The following is an 18676-nucleotide window of genomic DNA, read 5'->3' as shown; positions in this document are numbered from 1 at the left end:
GTCGCACCCGAGGAGGATCAAAACCTGTCACAACCTAAGGAAGCCCGCTTTAATATTGCGCGTTTCGATAAATGGCGCAAAGATGCAAGATGCAAGATGCAAGGTGCGAGGCCGCCTTTGGGCTTTGAATTGCTGTCCGGCGAGCGTCGGCTTGACGTCCCCATATGCGCTGCCGGCGGATTTCGGAAGCGAGGAAGCGATCATGCAAGCAATCCATTTGCGCGCTCGTACCGCTGGACTCATGGGAATTGTCGCGGCGGCCATGGTGCTTTGGGTACCCGGCACGCAAGCCGCGCCCCCCGCAACACCGGATGAGGCGCAACGCGCCGGGCGTACCCCGGCGAGTTTTCCGCAGGCAAAGGAGGACTATTTTCACGACATGGACAATGGCGTGGCCATGTCTCCTGAAGAGATAGAGGGGCGTAACATGTGGCTGCTCTGGACCGGCGGCAATGACCGGTTCTGGGACAAAGTGACGCGAAACAGCATGGCGACATTCGACCTCCTGAAGATTGTCACATCGCACCCAAGCCAAACTTATTGCGACGGAAAGCATTGCGATCGCGATTCGCGCTGGCATTGGCTGGGCGCACTCAACGAACCCTGCTTCGAAAAGCCTACGGCGCCAGATCCGAACCGCTTCGGTCTATGGCTCGATGCGCGCCGCAACGACTGTCCGGCGGAGCCATTCGAGGACGAGAAGGCCTATCCCGGCGTAAAGATCGGTGCGCGCGGCGCGACTTTCGCCGACGGCTCAAAGCTGCCGGTCGGCTCGTATTTCGGTTATGCGACGGGCATCGTCGGCTTGCGGCTGTTCCCGAATCCGGACTTTGACCAGGCGGCAAAGGACAAGTGGGATCCGGAGAAGTACTACACCGACGAAAATTATTACAAGAATCCCGACCTCGTCCGGCCCTATCGCGTCGGCATGGCCTGCGGCTTCTGCCATGTCGGCCCAAGTCCCATCCATCCGCCGGCCGATCCGTCCAATCCAAAATGGGCCAATCTCAATTCGACCGTGGGCAGCCAGTATCTCTGGATGGACCGGGTGTTCGTTTACTCCGGCGACACCAAGGAGTTTCTGTACCAGCTGATGCATTCCTATCCGCCGGGCACGATGGATACGTCGCTGGTCTCGACCGACTACATCAACAATCCGCGCACGATGAACGCGGTCTATCTGCTGGAGCAGCGGCTGGCCGAATCCCGCCTCTGGGGCAAGGAGACGCTGAAAGGGGGCGAGCTCAACAACAAGCAGTTGCCGCCCTATTTTGACGATCCGAACACGTCCTGGTCGCCGCGCGTGCTGAAGGACGGCTCCGATTCCGTTGGCGTGATGGGCGCGCTCAACCGCGTCTATATCAACATTGGACTCTACAGCGAAGAGTGGATGAAGCATTTCAATCCGTTCTTTGGCGGCAAGAGCATCACGGCGATCGAGATCGAGACCGCGGAGAGCGGCTCTGCTTATTGGCGGGCCACCGAGGTTGGCACGCTGAACATGGCGAAGTTTCTGCTCAAGGCCGGGCGGCCGGACCGATTGGCGGATGCGCCCGGAGGAAGCCAACATTTGACAACCGACTCAGCTGTCCTGGCGCGTGGCAAGACGGTGTTCGCCGAAACCTGCGCCCGTTGCCATTCGAGCAAGCTCCCCCCCGAAGCACGTGCCAAGATGCCGGACGGTTGCTCGGGACCCGGCTACCTGACCTGCTGGAGCCGGTATTGGAGCTATACCAAGACCGATGAATTCAAGGCCAGGATGCGCACGATCGTGGCTGACCCTGACTTCCTCAAGGACAATTATCTATCGACCGAAGCCCGCATCCCCGTGACATTGTTGCGAACCAATGCCTGCAGCCCGCAGGCGACCAATGCCATCCGCGGCAACATCTGGGACAACTTCTCTTCATCAACCTACAAGACCCTTCCCTCGGTCGGAAAAATCACGGTGCAGGATCCCTTCACCGCAGAGCGCTGGCAATACCCGATGGCCGGCGGCGGACGCGGTTTTACGCGGGTGCCTTCGCTGGTCAGCATCTGGTCGACCGCGCCATTCCTGCTCAACAACCGGCTCGGACCGCGCGGGCCGTTTTCCGACGATCCGTCGGTCGAAGGGCGCCTGAAGATTTTCGACGCCTCGATCAAGCAATTGCTGTGGCCGGAAACGCGCGATCACGAAGCGAACTTTGACGGCTATATCGCCCGCACCACCGAGCGAAGCGCGATCAATGTGCCCAAGCGGAGCATTCCCGTCGAATTGAAGAGCCTGATCGACAGCCTTCCGCCAAAACCGTTCGGGCGTCTTTTCGACAGCGATGGCGCGTTCAAGCTCGGCCCGATACCGAAGGGATTTCCGATCAATCTGGCGGCCAACTACCAGCCGCTGCCCGATCTCGATCGCGCCGCCGCCGGGGAACGCATTGCTCATGCCGCCAACTTCACGCGATTGGTGGCAAAATTCCTCGAGAACTGGCCGAGTCTCGATCTATCAGCCGATGACGCAACGCTGCTCGCCTGGGGCGCCAAGCTTCGCGAGCCGTTGCTCAAATTAAGCAAATGTCCGGATTTCGTCGTCAATCGCGGCCATTATTTCGGCACGGCGAAATTCAACGACACCGATGGGTTGAGCGATGACGAAAAGGCGTTCGGAACCGAACCGCCCCTGAGCGACCAAGACAAGCAAGCATTGATCGAATTCATCAAGACGTTCTGACCATGGCCCCCGCGTCAACCGACGACTACGACTACGTCGTGGTCGGCTCCGGGGCCGGAGGCGGCACGGTCGCCACGCGCCTCGCCGAAGCGGGAATGCGGGTCCTGCTGCTCGAAGCAGGCAGCGACCCCTGCGATCAGCCCGGCTGCGACCCTGAACTTCCGAGCCAGTACCAGGTTCCCGCCTTTCATCCCTTCGCCTCGGAAAACCCGGCGATGGCGTGGAATTTTCTGGTGCACGATTTTGGCGAAGACGCATCCCGCCGCCTGCCGCACAAGAATCCGCCGGCCGGGGTACTCTACCCGCGGGCGTCAGCGCTCGGCGGCTGCACCGCGCATAACGCCATGATCTTCATGTACCCGCACGAGTCGGATTGGGACCAAATCGCCACGCTGACCGGTGACCGATCCTGGAGCGCGGGCAACATGCGGCGCTATTTTCATCTGCTCGAGAATTGTCGGCACCGCCCGCTCTGGCGTTTCCTCTCCTGGCTGACCGGCGATCGCTTCAACCCGACAGGACACGGGTGGAAGGGCTGGCTGGAAGCCGAAATCCCGCTGCCGCGGAAGGCATTCGGCGATCGAGCGCTGATGCGAACGATCAGGGACACGATCCGCTCTGACCTCGAACCAGACCAGCGAACCACGGTAGTTGCCTGGCTGCGCGATATCTACCTGCGGCTGGCGCGCTTCCTGATCGGCGAGAGCGATCCCAACGATCAACGCTTGCAAGGGTTGCTGGCCGAGGGCCTTTGCGAAATTCCGCTATCGACATACACGGGGCGACGGCGCGGCGCGCGCGAACGCGTCTTGTCCGCCGTGCATAAACACGGATTGGCCGTCGAGTTCGACGCGCTTGCGACCAGAGTCCTGCTTGATGCCGACAAACGCGCCATCGGCGTGGAATTTCTCAAAGGCAAGGCCCTCTATCGCGCCTCACCGAACACCAGCGGCGAACCCGGTGTGCCAAGGCGCGTCGGCGTCATGCGCGAAGTCATCCTCGCCGGCGGTTCCTTCAATACCCCGCAACTGCTGATGCTATCGGGCATCGGTCCGCCGGCGTCCCTCGTCGCATTGGGTATCAATGTCGAGGTCCCGCTGGAGGGCGTCGGTCGAAATCTGCAGGACCGTTACGAGATCGGCCTTGTTCACAAGACCTCGCGTCCGTGGAGCTGCTTGCGGGACGCTCGCTTCGCCGCCGATGATCCCGTCTACCGCGACTGGCTGGCGGGCCGCGGCTTGTACATTTCCAACGGCGCGGCGATCGCCTTCGCCTTGCGTTCGAGCCCGGTCCAGGCAAACCCGGATTTGTTCGTGATGGCGCTGCTAACGCGCTTTTCGGGTTATTTTCACGGCTATTCCGACCTCATCCGCAACAGCCATGACGATCTCACCTTCGCACTCTTGAAGGCCCATACCCATAATCGCGGCGGCACGGTGTCGCTGAAATCGAGCGATCCGCGCGATCCACCGCAGATCGATTTTCGCTACTTCGAGGAAGGGACCGATCCAGACGGCGACGATCTCGCCGCGGTCGTAGAAGGTATTCGCCGCGTCCGGAAAATGTCGGCGGCGCTGCAACACAGCGGACTGATTCATCGCGAGGAAACGCCTGGCGCAGACCTCCAGGACGATGAGCAGTTACGGCAATTCGTCCGCGACCACGCCTGGGGACACCACGCGTGCGGCACCTGCGCGATTGGTGATCGAGATGCCGGCGGCGTCCTCTCCAGCGACTTTCGCGTGCACGGAACGAGCGGTGTTCGCGTCGTCGATGCTTCCGTCTTTCCGCGCATTCCGGGGTTTTTCATCGCCTGCGCGGTCTACATGATCGGTGAAAAAGCCGCCGAAGCAATTCTTGAGGCCGCGAAGACGACGCGTGGGCATTCGACCAGGCCAGCGACAGGCCAAAGCAGCGGAGGTATCCATGCTTGAAAGTCCATTGGCACTCGATCCACGGGTCCGCGACCTGATGGTGGAGACCAAGGTCACCTGCCCGTTTCTTGGCAGCCTGGTCCATCAGGAATTGCTCAGCGTCAGGGGCGCCACCGACAATCCGCTAGCCAACATTGAGGATGTCAGGCGGTTGGGCAACGAAGGCGGCGGTGACCTCGGCGACCTGCTGGCGTTTTTTGCCGCCGGCAATCATGCCTTGATGCGCAATAGTTCGGGAAGCGCACTCGACACGCCAGTGCAGGCCGGCCTGTTCTCGCTCGAACTGCCGGGCTCGCAGGGTTCCCACCCCGGACACAGCGGTATCCTGCAGGGAAACCCCACGACATTGGGCTCTGGACGACTAAGCCAGGAGGATTTCGATCGGCTCGCGAAGCTCGCCACCGACAACTTCCTGAAACGGTCGGATGTTGGCAAATTCATCGCACAAAATCTGAAACGGGATCCGAACTCGAAGGTGGCGAGCGCAAACGTCGCTGAGTTGATGGCTCGTGATCTGGCAGGCGTCATCGGGGCCATTTCCACGGCCCTGGCCTCGAAACTGCTCGGCTCCGGGTCCGACGCCAGCGACAATCACCGACTATTGGAACAGACACTTACAAAGCTGATGGGAGAGAACAATCTGGTCGGTTCTGCCGGCGAGTTCGGCCTTCTCTTCGCGTTCCTGACCCATGATCCCAACACCAAGGAAATAGAGGGCGAACCGGCGCTCGCGCTCGATCGGCTCCATGGCATGTTTGTGCAAAAGCAGCTTCCGGATGGGTGGCAGACCTGGAAGAAATCGCGCGTGGATTGGGTGGTCCACACCACGGCGTTGCTGCTTGCTGCGGGCAAGGAATACCACCAGCTATCGGCGAACTGACGGCCCCCTCGCGTCAGCGCCGCTGGTTGTAGACATCAAGGCACACCGCGCCGAGCAGCACCAATCCCTTGATCACCTGCTGATAGTCGATGCCGATGCCAAGGATCGACATGCCGTTATTCATCACGCCCATGATCAGCGCGCCGATCACGGCACCGGCGACCCGCCCGACGCCGCCATAGGCCGAGGCGCCGCCGATGAAGCAGGCGGCAATGACGTCAAGCTCGAAGCCGGCCCCGGCTTTGGGCGTTGCCGTGTTGAGCCGCGCGGCGAACACGAGACCGGCGAGTGCCGCCAGCACGCCCATGTTGACGAAGGTCAGAAAGGTCAGCCGCTCGGTCTTGATGCCGGAGAGCTTGGCCGCCTTCTCATTGCCGCCGACCGCATAGATCTGCCGGCCGATCGTGGTACGCGCAGTGACGAAGCCATAGAGTGCGATCAGTGCGATCATGATCACCAGCACGTTGGGCAGACCGCGATGCGAAGCGATCAGATAGGCGAAATAGATGATCACGCCGAACAGAAGAGCGTTCTTGAGCGCAAAGAAGCCGGTTGGCTCGACCTCGACGCCGTGGCTTGCGCGCCGGGCGCGGGTCTTGACGCTGACATAGACCAGACCAAGCGCCAGCGCGGCGCCGATCAGGATCGACGTAGGATAGAGAGCGCCGGCGCCGGGAAACAATTCTGGAATGAAGCCGGAAGAGAGTTTCTGGAAGGTCGACGAGAACGGGCCGACCGACTGGCCCTGCAGCACGGCCAGCGCCAGTCCCTTGAACACCAGCATGCCCGCCAGCGTCACGATGAACGACGGAATCTTGAAATAGGCCACCCAGTAGCCTTGCGCCGCGCCGATCAGCGCACCGAGCGCAAGACAGGCGATGGTGGCCGGAATGAAATGCACGCCATATCGCACCATCAGCACCGCGGCGATCGCGCCGATGAAGCCCGCCACCGAGCCGACCGAAAGATCGATGTACCCGGTAACGATCACCAGCAGCATGCCGAGCGCCATGATCACGATGTAGCTGTTCTGCAGCACCAGATTGGTGAGATTGAGCGGACGCAGCAGCGTGCCGTCGGTCACGAACTCGAAGAACAGCATGATCGCAAACAGCGACAACAGCATGCCGTTCTCGCGCAAATTGGCCTTGAGAAAGCCCGCATGTTTGGGCGCTTCGGGAAGCGTCACGGTCTTGTCGCTCATGGATGCGCCTCTCCCAACAACTTCTCTTCCAGGCTTCTATCAACCAGCCGCTCGCCCTTGCGGACGATGACACGCATGATTTTTTCCTGCGTCGCCTCACCGCGGTCGAACTCGCCGACAAACGCGCCTTCGGTCATAACGCAGATACGGTCACAGATCCCGAGCAGTTCCGGCATTTCCGACGAGATCACGATGACCGCCTTGCCGGCGTCAGCCAGCTCGTTGATGATGCAATAGATCTCGTACTTGGCGCCGATGTCGATACCGCGGGTCGGCTCATCCAGGATCAGGATTTCCGGATCAGTGAACAGCCATTTCGACAGCACCACCTTTTGCTGGTTGCCGCCGGACAGGTTGCCGGAGGTCTGGTAGACGTCGGAACAGCGGATGCGCATGCGGTTGCGATAATCATTCGCTACGTGCAACTCCTTGATGTCATCGATAACGCGGCCGGCCGCGACACTGCCAAGATTGGCAAGCGTGATGTTCTTGCGCACGTCGTCGGCGAGCAGAAGGCCGAGCTGCTTGCGGTCTTCGGTGACGTAGGCAAGGCCAGCGTCGATGGCCCGGCTAACGGTCGAGAGATCGACCTCGCGCCCGTGCAGCGTAGCGCGGCCGGTGATCTTGCGGCCCCAGGAGCGGCCGAACAGGCTCATGGCGAATTCGGTGCGCCCGGCGCCCATCAACCCTGCGATTCCGACGATCTCGCCGCGGCGGACCTGGAAGTCGACATTCTTGATGACTTGCCGATCCGCATGTTGCGGGTGATAGACCGACCAATTCTCGACCTTGAGCACCACCTCGCCGATATCAGGATCGCGCTTCGGAAAGCGATGCTCGAGGTCGCGATCCACCATCTTGCGGATGATACGATCTTCCTCGACCGCGCCGGCCTCGCAATCCAGCGTATCGACGGTGCGACCGTCGCGCAGCACGGTAATGCGGTCGGCGACACGCGCCACCTCGTTGAGCTTGTGCGAAATCAGGATCGCGGACATGCCCTGGGAGCGGAACTCAAGCAGGAGATCGAGCAGCGCGGCGCTGTCGCGTTCGTTGAGGCTCGCGGTCGGTTCGTCGAGGATCAGGAGGCGCACCTGCTTGGACAGCGCCTTGGCGATCTCCACCAGTTGCTGCTTGCCGACCCCGATATTGGTGATCAGCGTATCCGGTGCCTCGTTGAGCCCGACCTTTGCCAATAGCTGCCGAGACCGCTTGTAGACCGCGTCGCGATCAATCACGCCGAACCGCGACGGCGGGCTGGCGATAAAGATATTCTCGGCAATCGAGAGCAGCGGGATCAGCGCGAGCTCCTGATGAATGATGATGATGCCGAGCGCCTCGGAATCATTGATGTTGCGGAACTGCCGCTCCTCGCCGTCATAGATGATGCTGCCGTCGTAGTCGCCGTGGGGATAGACGCCGCTCAACACTTTCATCAAGGTCGACTTGCCGGCGCCGTTCTCGCCGACCAAGGCATGGATCTCGCCCTCCCTGACGGTGAAATTGACGTCGTTCAGCGCCTTCACGCCGGCGAAGGCTTTGCTGATACCGCGCATCTCGAGCAGTGTGGTCATTCGGATACCCTGGGGCAAGAAAGACGCAGATGGCCGCAAACATCGCGCACGAAGATGCCTCGCGCCCTTTGCCCGGCCACCTCAGGCACAGCCCGCCTCAGTTGACCTGCGCCTTCTTGTAATAGCCGCCATCGACCAGCACCTTCTCCCAGTTGGTCTTGTCGACCACCACCGGCTTGAGCAGATAGGACGGCACCACCTTGACGCCATTCTTGTAGGTCGTGGTGTCGTTCACCGTCACGGTCTTGCCGCTCAGCGCCGCGTCCACCATGTCGGCGGTGACCTTGGCAAGGTCACGGGTGTCCTTGAAGATCGTCGAGTATTGCTCGCCGCGCAGCATGGATTTGATGGAGGGTATTTCCGCATCCTGGCCGCTGACGATCGGCATTGGCATATTGCCGCTGCCATAGCCGACGCCCTTGAGCGACGACAGGATACCGATCGAAAGCCCGTCATAGGGCGACAGCACCGCGTCGACCCGCTTGGTGGTGTAGAACGCGCTCAACAGATTGTCCATGCGGGCCTGTGCCGTGGCGCCATCCCAGCGCAGCGTCGAGACCTTGTCCATGCCGGTCTGGTGGCTGGCGACCACGAGCTTGCCGCTGTCGATATAGGGCTGCAACACCGACATCGCCCCGTTGTAGAAGAAGTAGGCGTTGTTGTCGTCGGGTGAGCCGCCGAACAGCTCGATGTTGAACGGGCCCTTGCCTTCCTTCAGTTTCAGTCCCTGCTCGATCGACTGCGCCTGCAGCACGCCGACCTGAAAATTGTCGAAGGTCGCATAGTAGTCGACGTTGGGCGTGTCGCGGATCAGCCGGTCGTAGGCGATCACGGTAATGCCCTTGGCCTTGGCCTGCTTGAGCACGTCCGAGAGCGTGGTGCCGTCGATTGCCGCGATCACAAGCACCTTGGCGCCCTTGGTCACCATGTTCTCGATCTGGGAGAGCTGGTTCGGAATATCGTCCTCGGCGTATTGCAGGTCGGTGTTGTAACCGCGCTCCTTCAGCACCTTGACGATGTTGTTGCCATCATCGATCCAGCGCGCCGAGGATTTGGTAGGCATGGCAATGCCGACCGTGGGCTTGTCCTGCGCGAGCGCGGATCCCGCAAGGGCGACCGAACCGAGCACGATGGCGGATAGAGCAGCTTTGAATAGGTTCATCTTTCGCTCCCAGAGGGTTGAGCCTTAGTTGCCGCGTTGCTGCGGTTTGCATTTGGCGCCAGTACGTATCGGCGCATTGTCAGGTACCCATCGTGGCCGACGGAAACGAGGGGATGATCGATCACGCATTGTGGTTCTGCAAGCATCATAAACTCTTGTGCGATGGGGCCGCTTTTCATGCCGGACCGAGCCTGACACGCGGTTCCGCCCGTCCCCGTGCGCCGACGTCGAGAATGAACGTCCTGCCGTGGTCGGGATCGGCAGCCCTGGCCTGCTCGTTCATTCCCTCCCAGGCGGTGGTCACCAGCAGCCGATCGAAATGCCGGCCGACGAACGCCGGGCAGCTCGGCTGCGTCGCCGGCACCCGAATGGTGCGAACGCGCCCGCCTTCCGGCGTATAGACGTCGATGCACGACCCGCCCCAACGCGCATTCCAGATCAATCCCTCGCTGTCGACGACGGCGCCGTCCGGGCTGCCTGGCCCGTCGCTGTGGCCATCGAGTGTCGCGGGATTTCCGGTCGGCAGGGCATTCGCCGGGTCGACTGCGACGCGATAAAGAATTCCTTCACGGCTGTCGGTGAAGTAGGCGGTGGCGCCATCCGGCGAAAAGCAAATCGCGTTTGGGATGCTGACGTTTGCATAGAGCCGGCGCAATGCTCCGCGATGAAAGTGATAGATCGCGCCCGCCCCCTTTTCTCCCCTGCGGCCCATGGTTCCGATCCACAGCGCGCCGCAAGGATGGACCCGTCCATCGTTGGACCGCGTTGCCGCATTACCGGCCTCAAGCGGCATGTGAAGCGCAAGGCGGCCATCCGCGATATCGCGAACATAGAGGCCGTTTTCGGTCGCTAGCAGCTGGTGCTGGTCGTCAATAAAAGCAAGCGCGCTGGCCATCAGCGGCAGCGCGTGCGTAGTGACGGCGCCGGATTGAAGATCTGCCTGAAACAGGGTGCGCTCGATGATATCGAACCACCATGCGGTATCGGTCGCCGGGTCATAGGTACAGCCCTCGCCGAGATGGCAATGCTGCTCGCTCAGGATCCTGGTGCCGACTTCTTCCACGCGATGTCCCTTTCTTCTGCGCGGTCAGTTGGTGGAAAATCGATACAGCGAGGTATGGCGATAGGTCTGCCCGGGATCGAGCCGCGCCGACGGAAAATCCGGACGGTTTGGCGTATCGGGATAGACCTGCGGCTCCAGGCACAGCGCATCAAACTGACGGTGGACGCGGCCATATTTGCCGGTCACGGTTCCATCGAGGAAATTGCCCGAATAGAACTGGACACCGGGCTGGTTGGTCCAAAGCTCGAGAACACGGCCTGACCCCGGATCTTCCACACGAGCAGCAAGGCGCGGGACGCTGCTGGCGCCGCCACGCAGGCAGAAATTGTGATCGTAACCCTGCCGGATCCGAACCTGTTCGTCCGCATCGCGAAGGCGGGCGCCGACGCGATGGGGCTTGCGGAAGTCAAACGGCGTTGCATCAACCTTGTCGGGCGCGCCTGAGGGAATGCCGGCCGCGCTCACCGGCAAATACGAATCCGCTGCGATTGTCAGAACGTGATCGAGAATGCCGCCGTCGCGATCGACGCCCGCGAGGTTGAAAAAGCTGTGATTGGTCAGATTGACGATGGTCGGTTTGCCAGTCACCGCGGAGAATTCAAGCGAAAGCTCGCTGCCGCCCGAAATGCGGTAGGTGATCTCGGTCTTCAGTGTGCCGGGATAGCCCTCCTCGCCGTCCAGGCTGAGATAGGACAGCGTAACGAACGGCGCAGGGTTCTCGCCGATTGCGGTGATGGTCCAGGGTTTGCGATCGAAGCCTGCCAACCCGCCATGCAGCGCATTGGCCCCATCATTGGTGGGCAATTGAAAGCGGCGGCCGTCCAGTTCGAAGCTGCCGTTCGCAATCCGGTTGGCGTACCGCCCAATCGTCGCGCCGAGGAACCGCCGAACCGCGAGATAGCCTGCGAGATCATCGCGGCCAAGCACAACATCGGCAAGGCGCCCGGCACGATCCGGCACAAAGATCGACTGCAGCGCCGCGCCATAGGTGATAAGGCGCACCTCAAAACCGTTGTCGCCGCGCAACCGCACCATTTCAATCGCGGTGCCATCCGGAAGATGTCCGAAAATCTCGCGCATGACTTTCGGCGTCTGTAATTTGCCCATCTGCGTCACATCAATCCTCGATGAATGGTTCGACATCGCGGCGCCGGCCGAGCATGAAGGCATCCGCGACATGAGCCAGCGGCGACAAATCGACGTCGGACACTCCGTTGGCGATCAGTTCGACGAAATGCCGATAGATGCCGCGGTATTCCGCCTGCTTCTCGTCGACCAGGGTGCGGTCATCATGAACGAGGCGGCTGCCGCCGGAAGAGAGCGTCAGCCGTCCGCCATCGGTCTCGACGTTGATATCCCAGGTCTGGGGGCCGGTCTGGCGCCAGTCGAACTCGGCCCGGATCGGCAGACCAGTGTCATCCGAGAAGACGAGATCGGCCGCGATCGGCGCCGCACGATTCCGCGGGAAGGACAGTTCAGCCTGGGTCAGAAAGAATGGCCGCGGCAAAATGCGGGTGAGGATCGAAAGCGCGTTGATGCCGGGATCGAACACCCCCAGCCCGCCGGGCTCCCAGATCCAGGCCTGACCGGGATGCCAGACCTTCACGTCTTCCTTCCATTCGACCACAACCGAGTTGATTTGCCGGTCGGCGAGGAACGCTCGCGCCGGTTCGACGGCCGGTGCAAAACGGGAATGCCAGGTTGCGAACAGCGTTCGCCCGCTTTGCCGTGCCGACGCGATCAGCGGCATCAATTCGCTGACGGTCGCGCCCGGGGGCTTTTCGAGCAACACGTGCTTGCCGGCCTGCAACGCTGCCGCCGCCTGCGCCTGACGAACCTGCGGCGGCGTGCAGAGCGCCACGGCGTCGATCCCGGGTGCGGCAAAGAGCAGTTCGTCGAGTGTCGCAAAATGCGCGATGCCGTCGATGGACGCATTGCGGCTGGCGATGGCCGCTAGCTCGATACCCTCAGTGCCGGCGATCGCGGGGATGTGCTGATCCCTGGCAATCTTGCCGAGACCGACAATGGCGAGGCGGACGGCGGTCACCACGGCTCACTTACCCCAGCGCAACACGAGTGGATCGAGACGGCCCGCGATTTCGATCAAACCCCGATCGAACCGCCGGATGCAGCGGCTGCAGCGGAAGGCGGACGGTTTCGTGTTTGATAACGCCGCCTTCCTTCATCAGCGCCTTGCATGCAATAAGGCCGCATTGGCGATTTTCGAAATTGATCAGCGGCAGCCAGCGTTGATAGGCCGCCATAGCTTCGTCACGGCGGCCGGCAAAATACGGGTCCGTGATCTGACGAATGCCATCCGGATACCCACCGCCGGTCATCGCGCCGGTCGCACCGGCATCAAGGTCGGCCATCAGCGTGATCGCCTCCTCACCGTCCCACGGACCTTCGATTGCCGCACCGCCGAGTGCGATCAACTCGCGCAGCTTGGCGGCGGCTTGCGGCGTCTCGATCTTGAAGTAGGCGATGTTCTTGAGGTCACGTGCCATGCGGGCGAGGAAAGCCGCCGACAGCGGCGTGCCGGCCACCGGCGCATCCTGGATCATGATGGGGATCGCGATCGCGTCCGAAACGGTTCGGTAGAACTCGTAGATGGCGTTTTCCCCAACCCGGATGGTCGCCCCATGATAGGGCGGCATCACCATCACCATGGCCGCACCTGCCTGCTCGGCCCGCCGCGAACGTTCGGCACAGATATGCGAAGCAAAATGGGTTGTCGTGACGATCACGGGGACGCGGCCCGCGACATGGTTCAGCACGGCGTCGAGTATCAGGTCGCGCTCGGCGTCGGTCAGTACGTACTGCTCGGAGAAGTTGGCGAGGATGCAGAGCCCCTGCGAACCGGCATCGATCATGCAGTCGACGGCGCGCTTCTGGCCATCGAGATCGAGCCGGCCGTCGCCGTCGAACACCGTCGGCACGACCGGAAATACACCCTTGTAGCGCCGTTGAACGGTGGAATTTGCCATGACCATGCTCCGTTTTCGCTTCAACCCGCCGCGCCGTGCCGGCGCAGGCCGTTGAAGATAACCTCCCTCATCGCCGCGGCAGCCGCTTCGGCATCCCGGTCGGCGATGGCGTCGACAATTCGTTCATGGGCGGCGATGGTGAGTTCGCGTTCCCGCTCCTCGGTCGGCGCACTCAGCCGGAATGAGGCGCGCAACGCCGCCTCGATCACGGCGCCGATCGAGCGCATGAACGGGTTGGCCGAGATCGTCGCGACGTCCAGATGCAGCCGAAGATCCGCATCGGCGAATTCAATGCTGTCCGAAGCAAAACTACGCATCTTGGCGATGCTATCGCGCAGAACGGCGATCGCATCGTCCGCCCATCGCTCGGCGGCGAGCGCTGCCGCGCGCGGCTCGACCGCGAGGCGGATATCGGCGAGATCGCGAAGAAACCGCTTGTCGATCCCGGCCTCGAGATGCCAGCCGAGCACGTCGGGATCGAACATGTTCCAGGCCGAACGTTCCCTGACCCGGGTGCCGACACCCGCTTTGGAATTGAGCAGTCCCTTGGCCGATAGCGTCTTGACGCTCTCGCGCAATACGGTGCGCGAGACGTCGAACATGGAGGTCAGTTCCGCATCGCGCGGCAAAGGGGTGCCTTCCGGATAGCGGCCGACGATGATGTCGATCCCGATCGTCCGGGTCACTTCCAGCTGGCTGGAATGGCCTCGCCCCGGCGGAATCACGACGATATTGGAGGTCATGATGCTCCTCCCGCGGTTAGGCCGCGCGCCAACCCGATTCCGAACCGATCTGCGAGAAGCCGACCGTCAGATCGGCGGCGAAGGCGCTGGTTGCCATTACCGAGTGAGCGCGATGAGCGCTGCGGGAAGAAGTTTTTTGAGAGTCATGGCTGGTTTCGCTCCCTAATTGTTGCGGGCCGCCGTCCTGTCTCTTCGGGCAGGATCGGGCTGGCAAATACTCCATGCCACAACTCGCAATTGCGGTACAGAACATTATCATATTAGTATGACTTACTCCGGCAGGGATGGAACCGGCCGGGATCGGCGCCAAAAAGCGGGGGATCCGAGCAATTATGCCTTTTGGATCAAGCGGCAAGAACCGCCTCTGCATCCCTTCGGTCATCTTATCGATAAGCGTGTGGACGACTGTGACGATCTGCGGGCGAGCGCTTGCCCTGGCGCGAGACATGCGCGCGCCGGCGCTCAAGCGGCTGCAGCGCAATTGGCCCCACAACGAAAACGACGTGCCGAGTCCTGGCCCGTCTAGCTGCGCGGCGCAGGACGGTCGCGGCACCCGTCCAGAAACAGTGCGGCCGCGGCAACGACCCGCTCGCGCAGATCCTTGTCTGATCTGGCCGCGTTGCCACTGAGGATCAGGTCGCGGGTGTGGCCGTCGACCACCGCGTACAGGAACTGCTCGGCCAGGAAGCCACCGAGGCGGCAATCGCTGCGATGGTGGCCATCACGCGAAGCCCTTCTGATCGACGCGTTCCTGAACCAGGCCGCGCTGATGCTCCCGCTGTCCGGCGCCGGAAATCCGGCCGCGCGCGTGAGACGCCACGCCGCGGCGTACGCCGAAGCCCTGCAGGGTGAATTCGGCCGGGTGCAGCTCGCGGTTATCTCCGAATGCATCTCGATCGCCCCGTGAGATGTTCGTTTCAGGTCTGCAGGATCGCCGATATCTCGGCATTGATGAAAGCGCTATCCGCGGCATTGTTGACCGGATTTCCGGCACGGTGCCCATGGATTGACGGGATCGGATGCAATTCCACCGACTTTGCGTTGGTCAGCCGCCCGACCTCGTCTTCGTTGTCGTGGAAATCGAAATAACGATCCGTTCGTCCCGGCATCAGCAGGACGCGCGCCTTGATCGCGGCCAGCGCACGATCGATGTCGCCGCCGAATTCGGGACATCGGCTGATGTCACCATTTTGCCAGATGTCAATCTGCGCCAGCAGATCGTTGGCATCACGCCTTGAAAAGGCATTGTCCCACGAACCCGCCAGGTAGTCTTCCAGGGAATCGAATCCGGCCTCGCGCCAGATCTCGTCACGGTAATAGGCATGCGACATCGCCCATCCGGCATAGACGCGTCCCATGGCCCGCAGCCCGGCGGAAGGTTTTGCGACGAAGCGGCCATCCCGGTACGCGGGGTCCGCGGTGAGCGCCGCCTTCACGCCCTCGAGGAAGACGTGATTGTACGGCGAGCATCTGGCACTCCCGCATACGATCGCGGCTCTTTCCACCATGTCGGGATAACAGGCCGCCCAGTGATAGGCCTGCATGCCGCCCATCGACCAGCCGTAGACGAGCGCGATCTTCGATATCGCGAATTGTTCCTGCAGAAGCCGGCGCTGGATCGCGACGGCATCGTGATAGCTGATGGCCGGGAACGGTTCGGCTCCAAGCACATCCCTGGAATTGGACGGCGAGGACGAGAGACCATTGCCGAACAGATTGGGGATGACGATGAAATAGCGATCGGGGTCCAACGCACCGCCGCGCTGGACCAGCCACTCGGTGTCGGTGTGTTGTGCGCCAAAGGACGTCGGATAGACGATCACGTTGTCCTTGCGCGCGTTCAGCGTGCCGTAGGTCTTGTAGGCGAGACGCATGGAACGGAAGACCACGCCTGATCTTTGCCATTGAGGAAACACCGGTTCACGGCGAACCCGCAAGCAACGAATTGCTTTGATGGCGGCCGGTCAAGGTCAGCACCGTCGATCCGACGGCGCTCGGGACTCGTGCCGGGCCAGGCGCGATCGTGCGCCGGAAATCACCGGGACCCGCCGCGCGCAGAGCGCCGACGGGTCCGCATAAGGCGATGCGCGGAAACGCCGCTCAGTTCGCCTTGCCGAACAGGATCGGAAGCTGGCGCGGCCCGCGCACGGTGCCTTGCGACCACTTGACCTGGCCAGCCGGATCGAGACGGAACTCGGGAATGCGCTTCAGCCATTCCTCGATCGCGACCGTCATCTCCATGCGCGCTAGGTTGGAGCCGACACAGCGGTGAATGCCGAGGCCGAAGGCGGCGTGACGGTTCTCCTTGCGGTCGATCACGACCTTGTCGGCATCCGGGAAGACAGTTGGATCGCGGTTGGCGGCCGGGAACGACAGCAGCACCATGTTGCCGGGCTTGACCGGGCAGCCGCTGATGGTGGTTTCCTTCATCACCTCGCGCGCCATCGTCACCGGCGAATAGGCCCGCAACAATTCCTCAATCGCGATCGGCATCAATTCCGGCTCCGCGATCAGACGCTCGCGGTCCGACGGCGTTTTGGCGAGATGCCACAAGGAAGCGCCGATCGCGCTCCAGGTGGTGTCGATGCCGGCGATCAGCAGCAGCCGCAGCGAACCCAGCACGTGGGAGTCATCCAGCGGCTGGCCATTCTTGTCCTTGGCGTTCATCAGCGTCGAGATCAGGTCGTCGGTCGGATGCTGCTTGCGCGCTTCGATGTGGCCGGCGAAATAGGCGGTCATCTCCTGCACCGCCTGCATCAGCATCCGCTCGTCCTTGATGCTGAGCTCGAGGATCATGTGGATCCAGGTGATGAAACGATCGCTGTCCTGTTCGGGGATGCCGAGCATGTGGGCGATGGCGCGCACCGGAATGTACTTGGTATAGCGCGCCGCCGCGTCGCAACTGCCGTCGGCGATGAACTCGTCGATCAATTCGTTGCAGATCGCGCGGACCCGCGGTTCCAGCTTTTTCATCGCATCCGGCGTGAACGGCGGCAGCAGCAATTGCTTGGCCGGCTTGTGCTCAGGAGGATCGGAGGTGATCGGCGGGGCGGCGTTCCGCGTCACCTCCGGCCGCTCGTCGCGGACGATGACACGGCGCGAGGAGAAATGCTCGGTGTCGTAGGCGATCTCCTTTACCGCCTGATAGGTGGTCGGCATGTAGCAGCCGAGAAAGCGGTCGGTGTGGACCACCGGGCTGTGGGAGCGCAACTCGTCCCAGATCGGAAACGGATTTTCGGTCCAGCGCGGATCGGTGTGGTCGAAATCGCGGACCCAGTCGGTCACCGGAGGATGCTCGGGCAGCACGCTGGAAGAATCGGACATCGGATCATTTCCTCTGTTTTGCTCGCTTGGATCAATATTCGCGGCTTGCATCGTCCTCGACCCGCGGTTCATTCCTCGGTGATCTCGATCGCGATTTCCGGACAATTGGAATGCGCCAGCCAGGCCTTGTCCTCCAGACCCGGCGGCACGGTGCCATCGCCGATCTCATGCGCGTTACCGAATTCGTCGAGATCGAACAGTTCCGGCGCCAGCGACTTGCAGCGCGCATGTCCCTGACATTTGTCCTGGTCGACGCGGATCTTCAGCTTTCCGGACATGGTCTGTCTCCCCTTGTCACGCGCTGTTGGCCGCGCGCGTTTCCTCGTGTCGATTGGACCGCGCGGGCGGGTCGGCGCCACGCCGGAAGTTATACCGTATTACATTCGGTCCATGGTTGTGCTGTCAAGCGGAAAGTTATAGATCATAACACTGAATGTCGCCCCGTCCCGCCCGCAAACCGCTCAATACCTACCACCATGGGGATCTCAGGGATGCCCTGGTTCAGGCTGCGCTTCAGCAGGTCGAGCTTGGCGGCCCCGAGGCCGTCAGCATCAGCGCGCTGGCCAAGAAGCTCGGTGTCTCGCAACCCGCGCCCTACCGGCATTTTGCCGACCGCGAGACGCTGCTGACCGCGGTGACGGCCGAGGCCTTCCGCCAGTTCAGCGCAACCCTTCGCGAGTCGATCGGAAAACCATCGACACGTTCGAAGCTGTCGCGCTTTGCGCTCGCCATGCTGGATTTCGGCCTTCGCCGCAATGGCATCTACCGGCTGATGTTCGCCTCGCGCACCATGGCCTGCGCGCCAAAGGGCACCGAGCTTCACGCCGCCGCGATGGAAACCTTTGGTCTGGTTCTGGAGGCCCTGGAAGCTCCGGCCGTTGGATTGTTGCGCGAACGGCATGCCCTGAAAATTTGGGCCGCGCTGCATGGCGTGGTCATGCTGGCGGAACAGGGGCTGCTCACCGGGCAAGTTGCTCACATCACGCGCGAAGAACTGGTCGAGGATATCGCGGAACAGACCAAACTCAGTCTGTCGCTTGCGATCAAGGCGGCCGAGAAGGACCGATAGCGCTTCGGCGGCGTGCGTCACGA

Annotated in this window: 15 protein-coding genes and 2 pseudogenes; 5 read left to right on the top strand and 12 right to left on the bottom strand. The window is 62.0% G+C overall.

Annotated features, from left to right (window positions below; genetic code table 11):
* Positions 1-202 precede the first annotated feature (202 nt).
* The 3 genes from NL528_RS17715 to NL528_RS17705 are packed head-to-tail and all read left to right on the top strand — an operon-like array spanning position 203 to position 5527.
* Positions 203-2713 (top strand): hypothetical protein, encoded by a 2511-nt coding sequence (locus NL528_RS17715; protein ID WP_309183975.1) that lies wholly within the window; start codon positions 203-205, stop codon positions 2711-2713.
* Positions 2714-2715: 2 nt separating this feature from the next.
* Complete coding sequence (locus NL528_RS17710) at positions 2716-4647, top strand: GMC family oxidoreductase (RefSeq protein WP_309183974.1); 1932 nt, start codon at positions 2716-2718, stop codon at positions 4645-4647.
* Positions 4640-5527: a hypothetical protein gene (locus NL528_RS17705; protein WP_309183973.1), complete on the top strand. Its 888-nt coding sequence runs from the start codon at positions 4640-4642 to the stop codon at positions 5525-5527. Before NL528_RS17710 ends, NL528_RS17705 begins: the two co-directional genes overlap by 8 nt.
* 13 nt (positions 5528-5540) lie before the next feature.
* Here NL528_RS17705 and mmsB read toward each other — a convergent pair whose 3' ends face one another.
* The 9 genes and pseudogenes from mmsB to NL528_RS17660 form a co-directional block, all read right to left on the bottom strand.
* On the bottom strand, positions 5541-6731 hold the full coding sequence (mmsB, locus tag NL528_RS17700; RefSeq protein ID WP_309183972.1) for a multiple monosaccharide ABC transporter permease: 1191 nt from the start codon (positions 6729-6731) through the stop codon (positions 5541-5543).
* Positions 6728-8305, bottom strand: coding sequence for a multiple monosaccharide ABC transporter ATP-binding protein (gene mmsA / locus NL528_RS17695; protein ID WP_309183971.1), 1578 nt, complete (start codon positions 8303-8305; stop codon positions 6728-6730). The genes mmsB and mmsA overlap by 4 nt, the downstream gene beginning before the upstream one ends.
* A 97-nt stretch (positions 8306-8402) precedes the next feature.
* Positions 8403-9467, bottom strand: coding sequence for a multiple monosaccharide ABC transporter substrate-binding protein (gene chvE, locus NL528_RS17690; protein WP_309183970.1), 1065 nt, complete (start codon positions 9465-9467; stop codon positions 8403-8405).
* A gap of 175 nt (positions 9468-9642) precedes the next feature.
* The gene (locus tag NL528_RS17685) at positions 9643-10530 is read right to left on the bottom strand and encodes an SMP-30/gluconolactonase/LRE family protein (RefSeq protein ID WP_309183969.1); all 888 of its coding nucleotides are present in this window, start codon (positions 10528-10530) and stop codon (positions 9643-9645) included.
* Between the two features lie 24 nt (positions 10531-10554).
* A complete protein-coding gene (locus tag NL528_RS17680) occupies positions 10555-11637 on the bottom strand; it encodes an aldose epimerase family protein (protein ID WP_309183968.1) in 1083 nt (360 codons plus the stop codon).
* Positions 11638-11647: 10 nt separating this feature from the next.
* The gene (locus tag NL528_RS17675) at positions 11648-12577 is read right to left on the bottom strand and encodes a Gfo/Idh/MocA family oxidoreductase (RefSeq protein WP_309183967.1); all 930 of its coding nucleotides are present in this window, start codon (positions 12575-12577) and stop codon (positions 11648-11650) included.
* A 6-nt stretch (positions 12578-12583) separates the two neighbouring features.
* A pseudogene (locus NL528_RS17670) lies at positions 12584-13517 on the bottom strand (dihydrodipicolinate synthase family protein).
* Between the two features lie 20 nt (positions 13518-13537).
* Positions 13538-14260: an FCD domain-containing protein gene (locus NL528_RS17665; protein ID WP_309183966.1), complete on the bottom strand. Its 723-nt coding sequence runs from the start codon at positions 14258-14260 to the stop codon at positions 13538-13540.
* A gap of 16 nt (positions 14261-14276) precedes the next feature.
* Positions 14277-14483, bottom strand: a complete 207-nt coding sequence (locus NL528_RS17660) for a hypothetical protein (protein ID WP_309185379.1) — start codon at positions 14481-14483, stop codon at positions 14277-14279.
* Positions 14484-14969: 486 nt separating this feature from the next.
* On the opposite strand from NL528_RS17660, the pseudogene NL528_RS17655 reads away from it, so the two are divergent.
* Positions 14970-15155 (top strand): annotated as a pseudogene (locus NL528_RS17655) (TetR family transcriptional regulator); the annotation flags it as partial.
* Between the two features lie 22 nt (positions 15156-15177).
* Here the strand turns inward: NL528_RS17655 and NL528_RS17650 are convergent.
* The 3 genes from NL528_RS17650 to NL528_RS17640 all read right to left on the bottom strand — a co-directional run bounded on the left by NL528_RS17650 (position 15178) and on the right by NL528_RS17640 (position 17862).
* Positions 15178-16134 carry an alpha/beta fold hydrolase gene (locus NL528_RS17650; RefSeq protein ID WP_309184948.1) on the bottom strand — a complete coding sequence of 319 codons (957 nt, stop codon included), beginning with the start codon at positions 16132-16134 and terminating at the stop codon, positions 15178-15180.
* 226 nt (positions 16135-16360) lie between these two features.
* Positions 16361-17584, bottom strand: coding sequence for a cytochrome P450 (locus NL528_RS17645; RefSeq protein WP_309183965.1), 1224 nt, complete (start codon positions 17582-17584; stop codon positions 16361-16363).
* Between the two features lie 68 nt (positions 17585-17652).
* Positions 17653-17862 (bottom strand): ferredoxin, encoded by a 210-nt coding sequence (locus tag NL528_RS17640; protein WP_074280974.1) that lies wholly within the window; start codon positions 17860-17862, stop codon positions 17653-17655.
* Between the two features lie 155 nt (positions 17863-18017).
* Here NL528_RS17640 and NL528_RS17635 point away from each other — a divergent pair, with 155 nt between their 5' ends.
* Positions 18018-18653 (top strand): TetR/AcrR family transcriptional regulator, encoded by a 636-nt coding sequence (locus NL528_RS17635; RefSeq protein WP_309183963.1) that lies wholly within the window; start codon positions 18018-18020, stop codon positions 18651-18653.
* The last annotated feature ends 23 nt before the right edge of the window (positions 18654-18676 follow it).

The sequence above is a fragment of the Bradyrhizobium sp. Ash2021 genome (assembly GCF_031202265.1).
In the GTDB taxonomy this organism is placed as follows: domain Bacteria; phylum Pseudomonadota; class Alphaproteobacteria; order Rhizobiales; family Xanthobacteraceae; genus Bradyrhizobium.
Note: the sequence above shows the minus strand (reverse complement) of the source record. Positions and strands in the feature narration are given on the sequence as shown.

Excerpts from the sequence above, each read along its gene's own strand:
- NL528_RS17640 (WP_074280974.1), bottom strand. The coding sequence starts at position 17,862 with ATGTCCGGAAAGCTGAAGATCCGCGTCGACCAGGACAAATGTCAGGGA.
- NL528_RS17650 (WP_309184948.1), bottom strand. The coding sequence starts at position 16,134 with ATGCGTCTCGCCTACAAGACCTACGGCACGCTGAACGCGCGCAAGGAC.
- mmsA (WP_309183971.1), bottom strand. The coding sequence starts at position 8,305 with ATGACCACACTGCTCGAGATGCGCGGTATCAGCAAAGCCTTCGCCGGC.
- mmsB (WP_309183972.1), bottom strand. The coding sequence starts at position 6,731 with ATGAGCGACAAGACCGTGACGCTTCCCGAAGCGCCCAAACATGCGGGC.
- NL528_RS17705 (WP_309183973.1), top strand. The coding sequence starts at position 4,640 with ATGCTTGAAAGTCCATTGGCACTCGATCCACGGGTCCGCGACCTGATG.
- NL528_RS17645 (WP_309183965.1), bottom strand. The coding sequence starts at position 17,584 with ATGTCCGATTCTTCCAGCGTGCTGCCCGAGCATCCTCCGGTGACCGAC.
- NL528_RS17635 (WP_309183963.1), top strand. The coding sequence starts at position 18,018 with ATGTCGCCCCGTCCCGCCCGCAAACCGCTCAATACCTACCACCATGGG.
- NL528_RS17715 (WP_309183975.1), top strand. The coding sequence starts at position 203 with ATGCAAGCAATCCATTTGCGCGCTCGTACCGCTGGACTCATGGGAATT.
- chvE (WP_309183970.1), bottom strand. The coding sequence starts at position 9,467 with ATGAACCTATTCAAAGCTGCTCTATCCGCCATCGTGCTCGGTTCGGTC.
- NL528_RS17680 (WP_309183968.1), bottom strand. The coding sequence starts at position 11,637 with ATGGGCAAATTACAGACGCCGAAAGTCATGCGCGAGATTTTCGGACAT.
- NL528_RS17660 (WP_309185379.1), bottom strand. The coding sequence starts at position 14,483 with ATGGAGTATTTGCCAGCCCGATCCTGCCCGAAGAGACAGGACGGCGGC.
- NL528_RS17710 (WP_309183974.1), top strand. The coding sequence starts at position 2,716 with ATGGCCCCCGCGTCAACCGACGACTACGACTACGTCGTGGTCGGCTCC.
- NL528_RS17665 (WP_309183966.1), bottom strand. The coding sequence starts at position 14,260 with ATGACCTCCAATATCGTCGTGATTCCGCCGGGGCGAGGCCATTCCAGC.